The sequence below is a fragment of the Pseudomonas sp. RL_15y_Pfl2_60 genome (assembly GCF_963970595.1).
GTDB lineage: Bacteria > Pseudomonadota > Gammaproteobacteria > Pseudomonadales > Pseudomonadaceae > Aquipseudomonas.
In genome coordinates this window covers 982,139-999,858 of the sequence record NZ_CAXAOE010000001.1, presented here as the reverse complement: position 1 = coordinate 999,858, position 17,720 = coordinate 982,139, and the positions used below count along the sequence as shown (strand labels likewise).

General features: G+C 56.9%; 15 protein-coding genes. 8 read left to right on the top strand and 7 right to left on the bottom strand.

The annotated features are described in order from the left end of the window. Window positions 1-215 precede the first annotated feature (215 nt). The 6 genes from AACY26_RS04740 to gatC all read right to left on the bottom strand — a co-directional run bounded on the left by AACY26_RS04740 (window position 216) and on the right by gatC (window position 5,652). Window positions 216-608, bottom strand: a complete 393-nt coding sequence (locus AACY26_RS04740; protein WP_339511451.1) for a carboxymuconolactone decarboxylase family protein — start codon at window positions 606-608, stop codon at window positions 216-218. Between the two features lie 26 nt (window positions 609-634). Continuing rightward, window positions 635-1,726 (bottom strand): calcium/sodium antiporter, encoded by a 1,092-nt coding sequence (locus AACY26_RS04735; RefSeq protein WP_339511450.1) that lies wholly within the window; start codon window positions 1,724-1,726, stop codon window positions 635-637. A gap of 100 nt (window positions 1,727-1,826) precedes the next feature. Continuing rightward, window positions 1,827-2,219, bottom strand: a complete 393-nt coding sequence (locus AACY26_RS04730; RefSeq protein WP_339511448.1) for a septal ring lytic transglycosylase RlpA family protein — start codon at window positions 2,217-2,219, stop codon at window positions 1,827-1,829. 221 nt (window positions 2,220-2,440) lie between these two features. Beyond that, window positions 2,441-3,886: an Asp-tRNA(Asn)/Glu-tRNA(Gln) amidotransferase subunit GatB gene (gene gatB, locus AACY26_RS04725; protein ID WP_339511445.1), complete on the bottom strand. Its 1,446-nt coding sequence runs from the start codon at window positions 3,884-3,886 to the stop codon at window positions 2,441-2,443. 11 nt (window positions 3,887-3,897) lie between these two features. Then, window positions 3,898-5,349 (bottom strand): Asp-tRNA(Asn)/Glu-tRNA(Gln) amidotransferase subunit GatA, encoded by a 1,452-nt coding sequence (gene gatA, locus AACY26_RS04720; RefSeq protein WP_339511443.1) that lies wholly within the window; start codon window positions 5,347-5,349, stop codon window positions 3,898-3,900. A 15-nt stretch (window positions 5,350-5,364) separates the two neighbouring features. Continuing rightward, window positions 5,365-5,652: an Asp-tRNA(Asn)/Glu-tRNA(Gln) amidotransferase subunit GatC gene (gene gatC, locus AACY26_RS04715; RefSeq protein WP_087518118.1), complete on the bottom strand. Its 288-nt coding sequence runs from the start codon at window positions 5,650-5,652 to the stop codon at window positions 5,365-5,367. 237 nt (window positions 5,653-5,889) lie between these two features. On the opposite strand from gatC, the gene mreB reads away from it, so the two are divergent. The 8 genes from mreB to tldD all read left to right on the top strand — a co-directional run bounded on the left by mreB (window position 5,890) and on the right by tldD (window position 17,038). Then, window positions 5,890-6,927, top strand: coding sequence for a rod shape-determining protein MreB (gene mreB / locus AACY26_RS04710; protein ID WP_010489781.1), 1,038 nt, complete (start codon window positions 5,890-5,892; stop codon window positions 6,925-6,927). Window positions 6,928-7,192: 265 nt separating this feature from the next. Further along, a complete protein-coding gene (gene mreC / locus AACY26_RS04705) occupies window positions 7,193-8,155 on the top strand; it encodes a rod shape-determining protein MreC (protein WP_445261272.1) in 963 nt (320 codons plus the stop codon). Then, a complete protein-coding gene (mreD, locus tag AACY26_RS04700; RefSeq protein ID WP_339511442.1) occupies window positions 8,152-8,640 on the top strand; it encodes a rod shape-determining protein MreD in 489 nt (162 codons plus the stop codon). The genes mreC and mreD overlap by 4 nt, the downstream gene beginning before the upstream one ends. A 44-nt stretch (window positions 8,641-8,684) precedes the next feature. Beyond that, entirely contained in the window at window positions 8,685-9,284 is a 600-nt protein-coding gene (locus AACY26_RS04695) for a Maf family protein (RefSeq protein ID WP_339511439.1), read from the top strand. A 67-nt stretch (window positions 9,285-9,351) separates the two neighbouring features. Further along, complete coding sequence (rng, locus tag AACY26_RS04690; RefSeq protein ID WP_339511437.1) at window positions 9,352-10,809, top strand: ribonuclease G; 1,458 nt, start codon at window positions 9,352-9,354, stop codon at window positions 10,807-10,809. A 31-nt stretch (window positions 10,810-10,840) separates the two neighbouring features. Then, window positions 10,841-14,668: a YhdP family protein gene (locus AACY26_RS04685; protein WP_339511435.1), complete on the top strand. Its 3,828-nt coding sequence runs from the start codon at window positions 10,841-10,843 to the stop codon at window positions 14,666-14,668. A 76-nt stretch (window positions 14,669-14,744) separates the two neighbouring features. After that, the gene (locus tag AACY26_RS04680) at window positions 14,745-15,593 is read left to right on the top strand and encodes a carbon-nitrogen hydrolase family protein (RefSeq protein ID WP_339511433.1); all 849 of its coding nucleotides are present in this window, start codon (window positions 14,745-14,747) and stop codon (window positions 15,591-15,593) included. A 2-nt stretch (window positions 15,594-15,595) separates the two neighbouring features. Next, a complete protein-coding gene (gene tldD / locus AACY26_RS04675) occupies window positions 15,596-17,038 on the top strand; it encodes a metalloprotease TldD (RefSeq protein WP_339511431.1) in 1,443 nt (480 codons plus the stop codon). Between the two features lie 106 nt (window positions 17,039-17,144). Here the strand turns inward: tldD and yjgA are convergent, their stop codons facing one another. Continuing rightward, window positions 17,145-17,663: a ribosome biogenesis factor YjgA gene (yjgA, locus tag AACY26_RS04670; protein WP_339511429.1), complete on the bottom strand. Its 519-nt coding sequence runs from the start codon at window positions 17,661-17,663 to the stop codon at window positions 17,145-17,147. Between the last annotated feature and the right edge of the window lie 57 nt (window positions 17,664-17,720).

Here is a 17,720-nt window from a genome sequence, read left to right as displayed (position 1 = left end):
GTCTGATTCAGTTTGTGCTGCGGGGCAAAGACGAGCTGTCGCCCGAGGCCAAAAAGAGTGAGGAGGCTTTAGCGGCGCTTGGTAAAGAGGCTGATGAACTGGGCAAGTCGCTTGATGCGGCCAGGAATGCCTAGGGCGTAATCATTAGCCAAAGGCACTGAGTGCGCTATTGAGTGTGGTGGGCAACAAGCCACAGAACTACACAGGTGTATCTGCTAGGGGGCACATCCATTTTGTTGCTGATGCTCGTCGATGATTTCCTGGGCGGCGCGGAATGCATCGATTGCAGCTGGAGCCCCAGCATATGCAGCGCAATGCAGCAGGGTTTCGCGGATTTCCTCGACGGTGCAGCCATTGTTCAAGGCGCCGCGCACATGGCCCTTTAGCTCCTGCGGGCATTTCAGCGCGGTGAGTGCTGCAAGGGTGATCAGGCTGCGGGTTTTGCGCTCCAGCCCTTCACGGTTCCAAACCCCGCCCCAGGCATGGTCGTTGACATAATCCTGCAGCGGCTGGGTGAAGGCTGTGGCATTGCCCAGGGCACGATCGACGTAGGCATCGCCCATGACTTCGCGGCGCACCTGTTCGCCGTCTAGAGGTTTTTTGCTCATGTTTGCCTGCTCCCGTGATTTGAGTATCAAGTCAGTCGCTGTTTCTGCCAGCTGCGCACGCTGATAATGACCAAGGTGACCACCGTCAGCGGAATGACATAGCCGATCATGGCGTGGCCAAAGGTTTCAACAATCGGCCGGCCGGTGGCGAATAGCACGAGATACAGGGTGTAGGCGCCGTAATAAGCCAGAAACAGCAAGCCTTCCCAGCGATTGATTCGGTAGCCGGTAAAGAAAATCGGCAGGCAAGCCACTGCGACGGCAATCATCACCGGGAAGTCGAACGCCAGTGCGTTGGGCGATACCGAAATAGGGTTTGGCGAAACCAGTGCCGCCAGGCCAAGCACGCTGAGCAGGTTGAACAGGTTGCTACCGACGATATTGCCCACGGCGATATCTCGCTCGCCCTTGAACGCTGCAAGAATCGACGTCGCCAGCTCTGGCAAGGATGTACCAACGGCGATCACCGTCAAGCCGATGACCAATTCAGACAGGCCCAAGGCGCGGGCCAGCGTTACTGCGCCTTCAACAAGGAAGTGCGAGCCGCCGACCAGCAGCACCAGGCCAACAACAATCAGCAGCAGGTTGATCAGCCATGCATTGGGTTTGGCCGGTTGGTCGAGGCCAAATTCTTCGGTAAATTCATCGTTGGCTTGGTCGGCGCCTTGCTTGCGGCTGCTGCGCACCAGGAAGAAGGTGTAGGCCACGATGCCGGTGAACAATATTGCGCCGTCAATGCGGCTCAGGTCGCCGTCATAGGCGAGGCCAAAGGTAAGCAGGCTGGCACCGATCATCAAGGGCACATCCATGCGGATCAACTGGCGCGAAACAATCAGCGGTGCAATCAGCGCGGTCGCACCCAGTACCAGCAATACGTTGGCGATGTTGCTGCCGACCACGTTACCAATGGCCAGGTCGCCACTGCCGTTGATTGCTGACTGTACGCTGACAGCGGTTTCTGGGGCACTGGTACCAAAGGCAACCACGGTCAGGCCGATCACCAGCGGCGGAATGCCGAATTGCGCTGCCAGCTTGGCGGCGCCGCGCACCAAAACCTCAGCTCCAGCCACCAATAGCACCAAGCCAGCAATTAAATACACAAATGTCAGTAACGTCATACGGGGCTCCAGAAAGATGCGGCTAGTTTAGCCAGCCGCAGATTTGGCGCTATAAATAAATCGGGTGATTGGTAACCAGACTTTACCTGTCGTGGCTTGGCTATGGGCGCAACTGTTTGATGCTCACCGGAGCGACGCCGTCACGGATCATGTCGAGTTGTTCGGCAGCCTTTCTCGAGACATCGATGATCCGTCCGCGCACAAACGGGCCGCGGTCATTAATGCGCACTATCACGGTTTTATCATTGCGTAAGTTGGTGACCTGTACACGGCTGCCGAACGGCAAGCTGCGGTGCGCCGCAGTGAGTGCGTTCTGGTCGAAACGCTCGCCACTGGCGGTTTTGTTGCCGTGATGTTGTGCACCGTAATAGGAGGCGTTGCCTGTTGCGGTGTAGCCCACGCCAGTAGTCGCGGAGCCAGGCCTGTCGATGGTGTTGCTGGCGCAACCGGCCAGTAGGCCGAACAGTCCGAGGATCAACAGTGAACGTTGCATGCGGGCTCCGAAAAACCTAGGTTGGTGCAATGCGCGACTTGCCCTCCATGTGCCGCTCAAATACCAAGGTGTGCATTTTCTTACGAGCGGCGTCGGTTATAACTACCAGCAGCTACTCATGGTGGATGAAAAAGGCGCCACTCACCCTACAAAGTCAGGAACTCTGGCTTGTTGGGCGTGGCGCCGCGAAGTGATCAGTTCGCTCTCCGTGCGATGACTTCTCAGCCTTCGAGCTTCTTTTTCAGCAGTTCGTTCACTTGTTGCGGGTTGGCTTTGCCTTTGGAGGCTTTCATGGCCTGGCCGACGAAGAAACCGAACATCTTGCCGCGCTTGGCTTCTTCAGCTGCACGGTACTGTTCAACCTGCTCGGCGTTGGCGGCGAGCACCTCATCAAGCATGGCCTCGATTGCACCGCTGTCGGTGACTTGCTTGAGGCCTTTGGCTTCGATGACCTGATCGGCAGAGCCTTCACCGGCCGCCATGGCTTCAAAGACCATCTTGGCGATCTTGCCGGAGATGGTGTTGTCCTTGATGCGCAGGATCATACCGCCCAGTTGCTCAGCGCTGACCGGAGACTGCTCGATATCGAGGTTGTCTTTGTTGAGCAGGCTGGAAAGCTCGCCCATCACCCAGTTGGCAGCCAGCTTGGCGTCGCCACAGGTTTTCTCAACCGCCTCAAAGTAGTCGGCCATCTCGCGGCTGGCTGCCAGCACGCTGGCGTCGTAGGCGGACAAAGCAAACTGGGCTTCGAAACGCTCGCGCTTTTGCACGGGCAGTTCAGGCAGGGTGGCGCGCAGTTGTTCGAGGTAGCTCGGCTCGATAACCACCGGCAGCAAATCAGGGCAGGGGAAGTAACGGTAGTCGTTGGCTTCCTCTTTGCTGCGCATTGAGCGGGTCTGGTCTTTGTTCGGGTCGTACAGGCGGGTTTCCTGAACAACCTTGCCGCCGTCTTCGATCAACTCGATCTGGCGCTGGACTTCATGGTTAATGGCTTTTTCGATAAAGCGGAACGAGTTGACGTTCTTGATCTCGGCGCGGGTGCCATATTCAGCTTGGCCTTTTGGTCGCACCGATACGTTGCAGTCGCAGCGCAGTGAGCCTTCAGCCATGTTGCCGTCGCAAATGCCCAGGTAACGCACCAACGCATGGATCGCCTTGACGTAGGCCACGGCTTCCTTGGCGCTGCGGATATCTGGTTCCGAGACGATTTCCAGCAGTGGCGTACCGGCGCGGTTAAGGTCGATTCCGCTCATGCCCTGGAAGTCTTCGTGCAGGCTTTTGCCGGCGTCTTCCTCAAGGTGTGCACGGGTGATGCCGATGCGCTTGACAGTGCCGTCTTCCAAGGTGATATCCAGGTGGCCGATGCCGACGATTGGGTCGTCCATCTGGCTGGTCTGGTAGCCTTTTGGCAGGTCCGGGTAGAAGTAGTTTTTACGCGCAAAAATATTGCGCGGGGCGATATGTGCATCAATGGCCAGGCCAAACATGCACGCCATGCGCACGGCTTCAGCATTGAGCACCGGCAGTGTGCCGGGCATGCCCAGGTCAACCAGGCTGGCTTGGGTGTTAGGCTCGGCGCCGAACGTGGTGGCGCTGGCCGAGAAGATTTTCGACTGAGTCGCGAGCTGTGCGTGAATTTCCAGCCCGATCACGGTTTCCCATTGCATCTGAGTGATCCTTAAAATCCGGCTGGCACGCGAGTGTGCCAATCAGTGACTTGTTGATATTGGTGCGCCACGTTGAGCAGGCGACCTTCCTCGAAATAAGGGGCGAGCAGTTGCACGCCGACCGGCAAACCGTCAACGAAACCAGCGGGCATCGACAAACCGGGGATACCGGCCAGGTTGGCGGTGATGGTGTAGATGTCTTCAAGGTAGGCAGCGACAGGATCGTTGCTCTTCTCGCCAAGTTTCCACGCCGGGTTTGGCGTGGTTGGGCCAAGAATTACATCGACATCGTTGAATGCAGCCACGAAGTCGTTCTTGATCAGGCGGCGGATTTGCTGGGCCTTGATGTAGTAGGCATCGTAATAACCGGCAGACAGGGCGTAGGCGCCAACCATGATCCGACGCTTAACTTCTGCGCCGAAGCCTTCACCGCGCGAACGCTTGTAAAGGTCTTCAAGGTTGACCGGGTTCTCGCAGCGATAGCCAAAGCGCACGCCGTCGAAGCGTGACAGGTTGGATGAGGCTTCGGCCGGGGCGATGACGTAGTAAGCGGCAATCGCGTTCTGGGTGTTGGGCAAGCTGATGTCTTTAACCGTGGCGCCCAGGGCTTTCAGTTGCTCAACCACTGCCATCACCGCGTCAGCGATACGGCTGTCGAGGCCGGCGCTGAAGTATTCCTTCGGCAAGCCAATACGCAAACCGGTCAGCGGCTTGGTCAGAGCGGCCAGGTAATCATCAACCGGCTGATCGACACTGGTGGAGTCTTTCGGGTCGAAGCCAGCCATGGCTTGCAGCATCAAGGCACAGTCTTCGGCGGTGCGGGCCAATGGACCGCCCTGATCGAGACTGGATGCATAGGCGATCATGCCCCAGCGCGAGACGCGGCCATAGGTCGGCTTGATCCCGGTGAGGTTGGTCAACGCGGCCGGTTGGCGAATCGAACCGCCAGTGTCCGTGCCGGTGGCTGCAGGCAGCAGGCGTGCCGCCACAGCGGCCGCTGAGCCGCCAGACGAGCCGCCAGGTACACGTTCAAGGTTCCATGGGTTTTTCACCGCGCCATAGTGGCTGGACTCGTTGGCCGAACCCATGGCGAATTCGTCCATGTTCAGCTTGCCCAGGGTTACCGCGCCAGCTGACGCCAGTTTTTCAACCACGGTGGCGTTGTAGGGCGCCTTGAAGTTGTCGAGCATCTTCGAGCCGCAGCTGGTGCGAATGTGGAGGGTGCAAAACAAGTCTTTATGACCTATAGGGGCGCCGAGCAAAGCGCCAGTCTCGCCAGCGGCACGGCGTGCGTCAGCGGCTTTGGATTGCTGGATCGCGAGGTCTTCGGTGACGCTGATAAAGCTATTGAGTTGTGGATCGAGTTGCTGAATGCGCGCCAGCAAGGTGCGGGTCAGTTCTTCGGATGAGAATGTCTTGTCGGCGAGTCCGCGGGCGATCTCGGCCAGAGTCAGTGGATGCATGCTAGGCTCTTTCCCTTACTCGATAACTTTTGGAACAAGATAAAGTCCGCTTTCGACAGCCGGGGCAATTGCTTGGTAGTCGTCGCGATGATTTGTTTCAGTCACTTCGTCGGCTCGCAGGCGTTGTGTCGCCTCCAAGGGATGAGCCAAAGGCTCGATACCGCTGGTATCGACCGACTGCATGTGGTCAATTAGGCCGAGGATGTTGTTGAGGGTCTCGGTAGTTTGTGGGATTTCGCTGTCATTCAGGCCTAGTCGAGCCAAATGGGCGATTTTTTCCACTTCGGAGCGTTCAAGCGCCATTGGATTTCCCTGTGTTAAGCCGCCTTTAAACAGGCCGCCTGAAAGTGTGATTGAGTCGTCATGCATGTGATATGCAGGGAACGTATTACGCAAACCAGTGGTCAAAGGCCGCGATGGTGGGGCATAAGCCCGGAAAAACAGGCAATCTAACACATTGGTGCCTTGCTCAAAATCCCTTCCATTGTTAGAGTTTGCCGCACTTTTTTTACCCACGCGTTTCCTAGGGTCCTATATCCCATGTTCAAAAAACTGCGTGGCATGTTTTCCAGCGATCTCTCTATTGACCTGGGCACTGCCAATACCCTTATTTATGTTCGCGAGCGCGGAATTGTTCTCAATGAGCCTTCCGTCGTTGCTATCCGTACCCACGGTAACCAGAAGAGCGTCGTTGCTGTCGGTACAGAGGCCAAGCGCATGCTGGGTCGTACACCGGGCAACATTGCCGCAATTCGCCCGATGAAAGACGGCGTCATTGCCGACTTTAGTGTCTGTGAAAAGATGCTGCAGTACTTTATCAACAAGGTTCACGAAAACAGCTTTCTGCAGCCAAGCCCACGCGTCCTGATCTGCGTGCCGTGCAAATCAACCCAGGTTGAGCGCCGTGCCATCCGTGAGTCGGCCATTGGTGCCGGTGCCCGTGAAGTGTTTCTGATCGAAGAGCCAATGGCTGCTGCGATTGGTGCTGGCCTGCCGGTTGAAGAAGCGCGCGGTTCGATGGTCGTGGACATCGGTGGTGGTACCACTGAAATCGCCCTGATCTCTCTTAACGGCGTGGTTTACGCTGAATCCGTGCGTGTTGGCGGCGACCGTTTCGACGAAGCCATCATCACCTACGTGCGTCGTAACTACGGCAGCCTGATCGGTGAATCGACTGCTGAGCGTATCAAGCAGGAAATCGGTACCGCTTATGCGGGTGGCGAAGTGCGCGAAGTCGATGTACGTGGTCGCAACCTGGCTGAAGGTGTGCCGCGTAGCTTCACGCTCAATTCCAACGAAGTGCTCGAAGCGCTGCAAGAGTCGCTGGCGACTATTGTTCAGGCAGTCAAGAGCGCGCTGGAGCAATCGCCTCCAGAGCTGGCTTCGGATATTGCCGAGCGTGGCCTGGTGTTGACTGGTGGTGGTGCGCTGCTGCGTGACCTCGACAAGCTCCTCGCTCAAGAAACCGGGCTGCCGGTGATTGTTGCCGAAGATCCGCTCACCTGTGTTGCACGTGGCGGCGGTAAAGCGTTAGATATGATGGATCGCCACACCATGGACTTGCTGTCCACGGAGTAAAGCCTTCCGTTTTAGGGATTCTCTGAAAAGGTAGCGAGCGTAGATAGTACAAGGCAGAAAGATGCGAAAAAGCGGAGTTTAGTGGCCTAAATGAGCATTTTGAGCAGTTTTTAACGCCGTAATATCGAGCGCAGTAGTTTCTCAGGGTTTCCTTAAACAAAAGCTGCAAGGCGGGCCCCGGGCTCACTTGCAGCTTTTTGTTAATGTCTGATGCTACGAGGACCCGCCTATCAAACCGCTATTTGCCAAAGGACCTTCGCTCGGTGTGCGCCTGCTGGTGCTGGCTGTGCTTTCGGCTGCCTTGATGGTGGTAGATGCGCGTTTTGATGTGCTCAAGCCTGTGCGCAGCCAGTTGGGCGTGATTGTCGAACCGGTGTATTGGTTGGGCAGCTTGCCTGTGACGCTGTGGGAAAACACCACCCAGGAGCTGAGTTCGCGTACTGAATTGGTGGCCGAGAACGAAAAACTCAAGACCGAGCGCCTGCTGATGCAGCGACGCCTGCAGAAGTTAGCGGCGTTGACCGAGCAGAACGTGCGTTTGCGTGAGTTGCTCAACTCGGCTGCACTGGTTGATGACGATGTGCTGGCGACCGAGTTGATCGGTATTGACCCGAACCCGTTCACCCATCGCATCCTGATTGATAAAGGCTCCAAGGACGGCGTGGTCATTGGCCAGCCGGTGCTTGATGCGCGCGGCTTGATGGGGCAGGTGGTCGAAGTCATGCCCTATTCGGCGCGAGTGTTGCTGCTTACAGATACCAATCACAGTATTCCTGTTCAGGTGAACCGTAACGGTTTGCGTGCGATTGCCAGCGGCACCGGTAATCCTGAGCGCCTTGAGTTGCGCCATGTTGCTGATACCGCAGATATCAAAGAGGGCGACCTGTTGGTCAGTTCTGGCTTGGGTCAGCGCTTTCCGGCGGGTTATCCGGTGGCAACGGTGTCGCAGGTGATTCACGACTCGGGCCAGCCTTTTGCGATTGTCAGGGCGATTCCAACGGCTAATCTCAATCGCAGTCGTTATATGTTGCTGGTGTTTACTGACCCGCGCTCGCCAGAGCAGCGCGCGACTGAATCGGCTGAAGCGCAGGAGGCCAAGGACCGCGAGTCAACTGAACCTGGTTCACGCGCTGCGCCACCTGCTGAAGAGCAGGCGCCGGCCGCCGCTCCCGCCGCTCCCAGCCCAGCTGCACCGGCGCCCGCGCAACCACAAGGAACGCAACAATGAGTGGTGTGCGTGCGCGCAATACCTGGGTCGTTTGGCTGAGCTTGATGTTTGCCCTGTTGCTCAGTGTTTCGAGTTTGCCCGCGTTTATGGAAATTGGTCGGCCGCTGTGGCTTGCGCTATTTCTGACCTATTGGGTGCTGGCGCTGCCACACCGGGTTGGCATGGCAACCGCCTGGGTATTTGGCCTGTTGGCGGATGTACTCAATGGCACCTTGCTCGGCCAGAATGCGCTGATCCTCAGCCTGATTACCTTTCTGGTATTAAGCCTGCACCAGCGCTTACGCATGTTCCCGATGTGGCAGCAGTGTCTGGTGTTGATGGTTGTATTTGGCTTGGCGCAGTTGGTGCAACTGTGGCTTAACGCACTCACCGGCAGCCGTCCACCGACCCTTACTTTTATCCTTCCTGCGGTGATCAGTGTGCTGCTTTGGCCGTGGGTCAGCGTTATCCTGCGTAGTATTCAGCAGCGCTTGGGCGTCAATTAAACCGACGTTTGCCCGGTATCCATATTCGACAAGGAGAATTCTGCATGGCCACGTTGTATCTGGCGTCAGGTTCGTCGCGTCGGCGTGAGTTGCTCACCCAGATTGGCGTGCCTTTCATCACGCAAGTCAGCTCGATAGATGAAACCGTGTTGCCCGATGAGCAGCCAGACCTTTATGTAGAACGCCTGGCCCGGGCAAAGGCGCAGGCGGTCTTCGATTCCCTTGACTCACCCGCCGAGGCTGTCGTGCTCGGGTCGGATACAGCGGTTGTGCTCGACGGTACTATCCTCGGCAAACCGGCCAGCCGGGACGAGGCGCTGGCGACCTTGCAGGCGTTGTCTGGGCGCGAGCATCAGGTATTGACTGCGGTAGCGCTGGTGGCGCGCGATAAAACCAAAACCCTGGTGGTGACAAGTCAGGTAACCTTTAGATGTATTTCAGAGGCTGAAGCACAGGCATACTGGGCTAGCGGTGAACCGCAAGACAAAGCGGGTAGCTACGGTATCCAGGGGTTGGCGGCTGTGTTCGTCAGCCAATTGCAGGGCAGTTATTCGGCAGTGGTGGGTCTGCCCCTGTGTGAAACAGCTGAGTTACTCGCAGAATTTGCAGTTCCGTGCTGGCAAACCTTGCCAGTCCACACTTAAGGAAGTTGTAGGTCACGGGCGAGCGGGCTCCCCGAGTTTGCAGCTTCATCTCAAAAGAGATGGACGCATGAGTGAAGAAATCCTGATCAACATCACGCCGATGGAATCGCGCGTGGCAGTAGTCGAAAACGGTGTGTTGCAGGAAGTCCATGTCGAGCGTACACAGCGCCGTGGGATTGTCGGCAACATCTACAAGGGCAAAGTGGTTCGCGTGCTGCCAGGGATGCAGGCCGCTTTTGTTGATATTGGCCTTGAGCGCGCCGCTTTTATTCATGCGTCTGAAATTTCCAGTCGCGAAGGTACGGCCGTCGAATCCATCAGCGCTTTGGTGCATGAGGGGCAGAGCCTGGTGGTGCAGGTCACCAAGGACCCGATTGCCAGCAAGGGGGCGCGGCTGACCACGCAGCTATCCTTGCCGTCGCGTTACCTTGTGTATATGCCGCGCACCAGCCACGTTGGCATTTCCCTGAAGATCGAAGATGAAGCCGAGCGTGAACGCCTCAAGCAGGTGGTCGCCGATTGTGTCGGTGCAGAGGGCGGTGAAGAGGCCGGTGGTTTTATCTTGCGCACTGCTGCCGAAGGTGCGGGTGCGGATGAAATCCTGGTGGATATCCGTTATGTGCGTCGTTTGTGGGGGCAAATCGCCGGGCAGATGAAGTCGGCACCTTCGCCTTCGGTGATCTACGAAGACCTGAGCCTGGCCTTGCGTACATTGCGTGACCTGGTTAGCCCGCGTACCGAGAAAATCCGTATTGATTCGCGTGAGACGTTTCAGAAGATCACCCACTTTGTCAGTGAGTTGATGCCGGAGATTTCCGATCGCCTTGAGCATTACCCGGGTGAGCGACCGATTTTCGACCTCTATGGCGTCGAAGATGAAATCCAGAAAGCCTTGGATCGCAAGGTGCCGCTGAAGTCCGGGGGCTATCTGGTAGTCGACCCGGCTGAGGCGATGAGCACCATTGACGTCAATACAGGCGCTTTTGTCGGCCATCGCACGCTCGAAGAAACCATTTTCAAGACCAATCTCGAAGCTGCTACAGCCATTGCCCGGCAACTGCGTTTGCGCAACCTGGGCGGGATTATCATCATCGACTTCATCGACATGGAAGATGAAGAACATCAGCGCCAGGTTTTGCGGACCCTGGAAAAACAATTAGAGCGCGATCACGCAAAGACCAATATCATTGGGATTACCGAGCTGGGTCTGGTGCAGATGACCCGCAAGCGTACGCGCGAGAGTCTTGAGCAAGTGCTCTGTGAACCTTGCGCTTGTTGTCAGGGACGCGGCAAGTTAAAAACCCCGGAAACGACTTGCTATGAGATTTTTCGGGAAATATTGCGTGAAGCAAGAGCCTATCAGCCAGAGGGATACAGGGTGTTGGCCAATCAAAAAGTGGTAGATCGTCTGCTCGACGAAGAGTCAGGCAACGTTGCAGATCTAGAGGCGTTCATCGGCCGTACCATCAAGTTCCAAGTGGAGACCATGTACTCTCAGGAACAATACGATGTGGTGCTGTTGTGATGTACTTGTCCGCCGCACAGGTTTGAGTTAGTTGGCTCGCTCTGGAGGCTGGCTGGCAAGGGTTCTGCGTTGGAGCCTAGGGCTCTGTGCGTTGGTGTTAATCGTCACGGCGCTGCTGGTCAGTCTTGGCCGGCTGTTCACCCCGCTGGTTGCCGAATACCGTATTCAGGCCGAAGACAAGGCGCAGGCAGCCTTGGGTCTGCCTGTATCAATAGGTTCGCTGGAAGGTAGTTGGCATGGCCTGGCCCCGGTGCTGGTTGCCCATGACGTAACCTTGGGCAAAGGTGCCAATGCCGTACGTCTTGATCAAATTCGCCTGATTCCTGATCTGGTCGCCAGTGCAATGGCCATGCAGCCTCGCGCCGAGTTACTGGCGATCGATGGTTTGCAGCTCAGTGTGGTGCAGAGCGACACCGGTCAATGGCAGGTCGAAGGCCTGCCCAAGCCGCAGGACGATACGAAGGTCGATGTCGAAAAACTGCTGGCCCAGCTGAAAATGGTGCGACACCTGTCGTTGCTCAACAGTCAGGTGACTCTGGCTGCCGCTGGCCAGCCCGCACATACCTTGCGTTACGTGAATCTGACATTGGGTTTTGCTGGCGGTCATCAGCGCCTCGATGGGCGTTTGCAACTGCCGGATGGCAAGCCTATGGAGTTGCAGGTGCGTACGCAGATGAACGTCAAGAAATGGCGCGACCTGCAAGCTGAAGTGTACCTGCAATTACCCGAGACCGACTGGGCCAGCTGGTTGCCACAGGGCTTGACGCAAAAGTGGACCTTGAGTCATTTGCAGCTTGGCGGGCAATTCTGGTTGTCCTGGGCTGACGGTGCTCTGCAGCGCGCGGTCACTCAAGCCAAAGTGGCCAAGCTTGAGGGGCAGTACGCTGAACGCAAACCGGCAATCCTGACGGACATGCAGCTCAACAGTTACTTCGAGCGTGACGCCGGTGGCTTGCAAGCCCAGCTGTCCAACTTCACTGCGCGTGCGGGTGAGCAACAAATCGGCCCCATGAACTTTACCTTGCAACAACATGCCAAGCAGGGGGATGTTGCCGAGTTCTGGGCGCTGAGCTTTGATCGCCTTGAGGTTGCGCCCTTGCTGCCGCTGGTGGAATCACTGGCGCCCATGCCGGACGAAGGGCTGACGGCACTGGCCACGCTTAATCCTCGCGGTGCCTTGACCAACGCCACGCTTGGTTTTCATCCTGCTGCCGAGGGTGATAAGCGGGTACAATTTGCAACCAATACCGATGCAATCAGCTTCTCGGCCTATGACCATGTGCCGGGCATAGAAAATATCACTGGCAGCGTCACCGGTGACCTGGGTTCGGGCACTATTCTGCTCGATGCCAAGGAGTTTTCGCTCGACCTGGCGACCTTGTTTCCCAAGGCCTGGCTGTATCACACCGCCCGCGGCCAGGTTGACTGGCGGATCAATGAGCAAGGCCTGACGCTGCGCAGCCCCTATGTGCAGGCCACTGGCGATGAAGGCAAAGCTGCGGCTGACTTTCTTATTCGCTTGACTGGTGATCCTGAGGTCGAGGATTACATGGATCTACGTGTTGGCATTACCGAAGGCGATGCACGCTTCACAGAAAAATACCTGCCGACACGGGTGCCCGAGTTCAGCCCGGAACTGGCCAATTGGTTGAAGACCTCGATCAAGGCTGGTGCTGTCGATCAAGGCTATTTCCAGTTTCAAGGCTCGCTCAACAAGGGCTCCAGCAAGGCATCTCACAGCATCAGCCTGTACTTTGCCGTGCATGATGCGGAGTTGGCCTATCAGCCGGGCTGGCCTGAACTCAAAAATGCCCGGGGTGAAGTGCTGATTGAAGATGACCAGGTGCGCATACGTGTCCCGCAAGGCCAGGTGTTGAACAGCACGGCGAAGAACGTCCAAGTCACCATTCCACTTGAACGTCCGGACACGCCGCCAAACCTGCTGTTGACCGCCGACCTGGAAAGCAGTGTGGGCGATGCCCTGAAGATTCTTAAAGAAGCACCGATTGGCACCGCCGATATATTTGCCGGTTGGCAGGGCAAGGGTGATTTAACCGGTGCGCTGGACTTGGATATTCCGCTGCACAAAGGCGCGCCCCCAAAGGTGATTGTGGATTTCACCGCGAAAGATGCCGAGGTCAAAATCGGCAATCCCAAGCTTGATCTCAGCCATGTTTCGGGTGCGTTCCGCTATGACACGACCAAAGGCCTGAGCGCGCCGAGCATTGAGGCGCAGTTGCTGGGCCATAAAGCCAAAGGCAAGGCTATTGCGCAAGCGGTAAACGGTCGGGCGACCAGTCTGATTGATGTCAGCGGGCAAGTCCCGTTGCAGAGACTGACCCAGTGGCTGGCGGTTACCCAGCCTATCCCTGCCAATGGCAGTTTGCCGTATCGGTTGCGCTTGAACATTGATGGTGCGCAAACCGGCTTGCAGATCGACTCCGGGCTAAAAGGCCTGGCAATCGACCTGCCGGCTCCTTTTGGCAAGTCTGCTGAGGAACAACGCAATGCGACACTGGAACTGGGGCTTGGCGGCGATCTGCGTAGCTACAAGCTGGGTTATGCAAACCTGCTGAGCTTCAATGGTGTCGCTCCCGCTAGTGATTTTCTTCAAGGCCGTGGTGAGCTGCGCTTGGGCGGCGGATTGGCGCAACTGCCGTCGCAAAAGGGTTATCGCTTACGTGGCTCGGTTACGGAACTGGATTTGGCCGATTGGCAACGGGCGATCAACCCGTACATGAATTCATCGAAGGGCTCGGCCTTGCAGGCATTCAGCGATGCGCAGCTTGATATCGGGCGTTTTGTCGGTTTTGGTAAAACGGTCAGCGACGTTGGCCTGGGCGTGAGGCGTTCGGGTGCGGCCTGGGCCTTGTCAGTCGACAGCTCGCTGGCCAAGGGCAATGTGCTGTTTCCTGACGCCTCATCACGGCCAATCAGCGCAGATCTTGCGTATATTCACCTGCCCAAGCATGAGCAAAGCGCGGTAGCCAAAGAAGAGGGGCCGGACCCACTGGCGGATGTTGACCCGCGCAAGATTCCGTCGATTGACCTCAAGGTGGCTGAAGTCAAGCTGGGTGAGCAGTCGTTGGGGGCGTCGTCTTTTAAGGCTCGTCCAGTGACCAACGGTGTCCAGTTCAGTGACCTGAATATCAACCTCGCGGGCTTGAGGGTCAACGGTACTGCTGGTTGGGAAGGTGAGGGGAGTCGCGCCAAAAGTTGGTACAGGGGCCGCTTTGAGGGCGAGAAGCTGGAAGATGTCTTGAAGGCCTGGGGCTTTGCGCCAACGGCAACCAGCGAGCATTTCCGCCTCGACGTTGATGGCAACTGGCCCGGCTCGCCCTTGAATCTTAGCCTGGCGCGGTTTAGTGGCGCTATGAATGCCTCGTTGCGCAAGGGTCAGTTTGTTGAGGTACAGGGGTCGGCATCGGCACTGCGGGTCTTTGGTTTGCTCAACTTCAACTCCATTGGCAGGCGCCTGCGTTTGGATTTTTCAGACTTGCTGGGCGAAGGATTGAGTTACGACCGGGTCAAGGGTGACCTGCGTGCCACCAACGGCGTGTATGTAACAAGCCGGCCGATCACGCTCAAAGGGCCATCGAGTGACCTGGAGCTAAATGGCACGCTGAACATGGTTGATGAGTCAATCGATGCCAAATTACTGGTGACACTGCCTGTTACCAACAATTTGCCTATCGCCGCGCTGATCGTTGGTGCACCGGCAATCGGTGGTGCATTGTTTGTCGTCGATAAGCTGCTTGGCGATCATTTCGCTCGCTTTGCCAGTGTGCAGTACGATGTCAAAGGGCCGATCCAGTCACCCAAGATTGACTTTGATAAACCCTTTGAAAAGCCCAAATGAGTGGCTCGCCCGGCCTGCCAGAATATTGCCAGGGGCGTAGACTGACGAGAAATAGCCTTATCGCCGGGGACAGATCATGAGCCTCTCAGTTATTCAGATGGTTAGCCAGGATGATATTCAGGCCAACCTGCAGCAAGCGCGCAGGCTGCTTGAAAATGCTGCCGAGCAAGGCGCCCGCCTTGCTGTATTGCCGGAAAATTTTGCCGCAATGGGGCGTCGCGACTATAGCCAGATTGGTCGTCAAGAGGCGCAAGGGCAAGGACCTATCCTGCCATGGTTGAAACAGGCCGCGCGTGACCTCAAGTTATGGATAGTGGCTGGCACTATTCCATTGCCTGCAGATGGTCAGCCAGACGCCAAGCCAAATGCCTGTTCTTTATTGATTGATGCGGATGGCGAACGTGTTGCGCGCTATGACAAATTGCACTTGTTTGATGTTGATGTCGCAGATAATCGCGGGCGCTACCGAGAGTCGGATGACTATGAATTTGGCACCCATGTGGTCGTCGCCGACACGCCCGTCGGGCGTCTTGGATTGACGGTTTGCTACGATCTGCGGTTTCCTGAGCTTTATAGTGCTCTGCGTGACGCAGGGGCTGAACTGATAACAGCGCCGTCTGCATTTACCACAGTGACCGGCGCCGCCCATTGGCAGGTGCTTATACGTGCACGCGCCATTGAGACGCAATGTTACCTGCTGGCGGCTGGGCAGGGCGGTGTTCATCCGGGTGGTCGAGAAACCTATGGCCACTCAGCCATTGTTGATCCATGGGGCAGTATTTGTATAAGCCAGGCGCAAGGCGAAGGTGCTCTGGTTGCACCGCGAGACGCTGTCGAGCAGGCTTCGATTCGTCAACGCATGCCAGTGATGGGGCATAAACGATTTTTTGCAGCGGCCGAACTGCGGCTGCCAGGTTTGGAGTAGTTATGAGCGATATGTTGGTGTCGGTGAGCGATCACCTGTTAGGCCCGGGCGGCCTGACTATCGATAGTTTACCCGGCGTTCTGGGCGAATTGGCTGGTCCTGGAATTGATGCGGCTGACTTGTACTTTCAAAGCCAGGTGTCTGAAACCTGGGTGCTTGAAGATGGCATCGTCAAAGAGGGCAGCTTCAATCTTGATCAAGGTGTTGGCGTACGTGCTCAATCCGGCGAGAAAACGGGCTTTGCCTACAGCAATGCGATTACCGCCGAGGCGTTGAGCCAAGCGGCTCTGGCTGCACGCTCTATTGTTCGCTCCGGACAAAATGGCTGTGTTCGCGCCTTTAGCAGTGCCGATGTTACGGCGTTGTATGCGCCGAATAATCCGCTTGATGTGATGAGTCGTGCTGAGAAAGTTGAGCTGCTGAAACAGGTTGATCAGGCAACCCGAGCGCTCGATTCGAGGATCAAGCAAGTCACCGTCAGCCTGGCTGGCGTGTGGGATAGAGTCATGGTCGCTTCGACCGATGGCGCTCTGGGAGCCGATATTCGCCCTTTGGTGCGCTTTAACGTCAGCGTTATTGTTGAGCAAAATGGACGTCGTGAACGTGGCGGGCATGGCGGCGGCGGACGCACTGATTATCGCTATTTTCTCAATGAAGACCGCGCCATGGGATACGCCCGTGAAGCCTTGCGTCAGGCATTGGTCAATCTCGAAGCCATTGCTGCACCGGCTGGCAGCATGCCGGTGGTAATGGGCGCAGGCTGGTCGGGTGTGCTGCTGCACGAGGCCGTTGGCCACGGCCTGGAAGGTGACTTCAATCGTAAAGGCAGTTCTGCGTACAGCGGCCGCATGGGCGAAAAAGTCGCATCGAGCCTGTGCACTATCGTCGATGACGGCACCCTGGCTGAGCGGCGTGGATCGCTAAGCATGGACGACGAAGGAACGCCGACGCAGTGCACCACGTTGATCGAAAACGGCGTGCTTAAGGGCTACATGCAGGACAAGCTCAATGCCCGCCTGATGGGCGTTCGCCCCACGGGTAACGGCCGTCGTGAATCCTATGCGCACCTGCCCATGCCGCGTATGACCAACACCTACATGCTGGCAGGCGAAAGTGATCCGCAAGAGATTATTCGCTCGGTGAAGAAGGGCATCTATTGCGCCAACCTGGGCGGCGGACAGGTCGATATCACCAGCGGCAAGTTCGTCTTTTCAACCAGCGAAGCCTATCTGATTGAAGATGGCAAGATCACCGCGCCCGTCAAAGGCGCAACCCTGATCGGTAACGGCCCTGAAGCCATGAGCCGGGTTTCGATGGTGGGTAATGATCTCGCGCTGGACAGCGGCGTAGGCACTTGCGGTAAAGATGGCCAATCTGTCCCGGTCGGGGTGGGCCAGCCAACTTTGAAAATTGATGCTATTACCGTCGGTGGGACTGGCGCTTGAGATTAAAGGCTGCAAAGCCAGTTGGGATCTTGAATGCAAAAAGCTGCAAGGCGAGCCGTTGCAGCTTTCAGGCACGGGAGGGATCCCGTGCAGTGGTTTCGACAGATCAGCGCAGGCCGCGCTTGCTCTCGTCCAGTTCGCGGATGTATTTGAAGATTTTACGCGAAGCCGTAGGCGCTTTGTTTTGCGCAGTTTCATGTTGGCCCTGGCGGATGAGCTGGCGCAGGTGCTGACGATCGGCTTCAGGGTATTCGCTGACGAAGCTTTCAAGGGTTTCATCGTTGCCGTTGAGCAGGCGGTCGCGCCAGCGCTCAAGGCTGTGAAAGCGTTCGTTGTATTGGCGTGTCGAGGCGTCAAGTTGATCGAGCAGGGTCAGAATTGCGTCAGTGTCCTGATCGCGCATCAACCGGCCGATAAACTGGGTGTGACGTTTTTTCGCCGAATTAGCCGTGTGCTTGGGCGCTTCAGCCAACGCAGTACGCAGCTCTTCGGTAAGCGGGAGTTTGTTTAGCAGGTCAGGCTTGAGGGCCGCCAGGCGTTGACCGAGATCTTGCAAGGCATGCAGTTCGCGTTTGACCTGGGTTTTACTCTTCTCTGTGGAGAAGTCGTCAAGGTATTCAGACATGGGGGCGATCCATTGGAAAACGTCGTCATGATAGCAGTTAGTTCTGAGTTGTAAGCG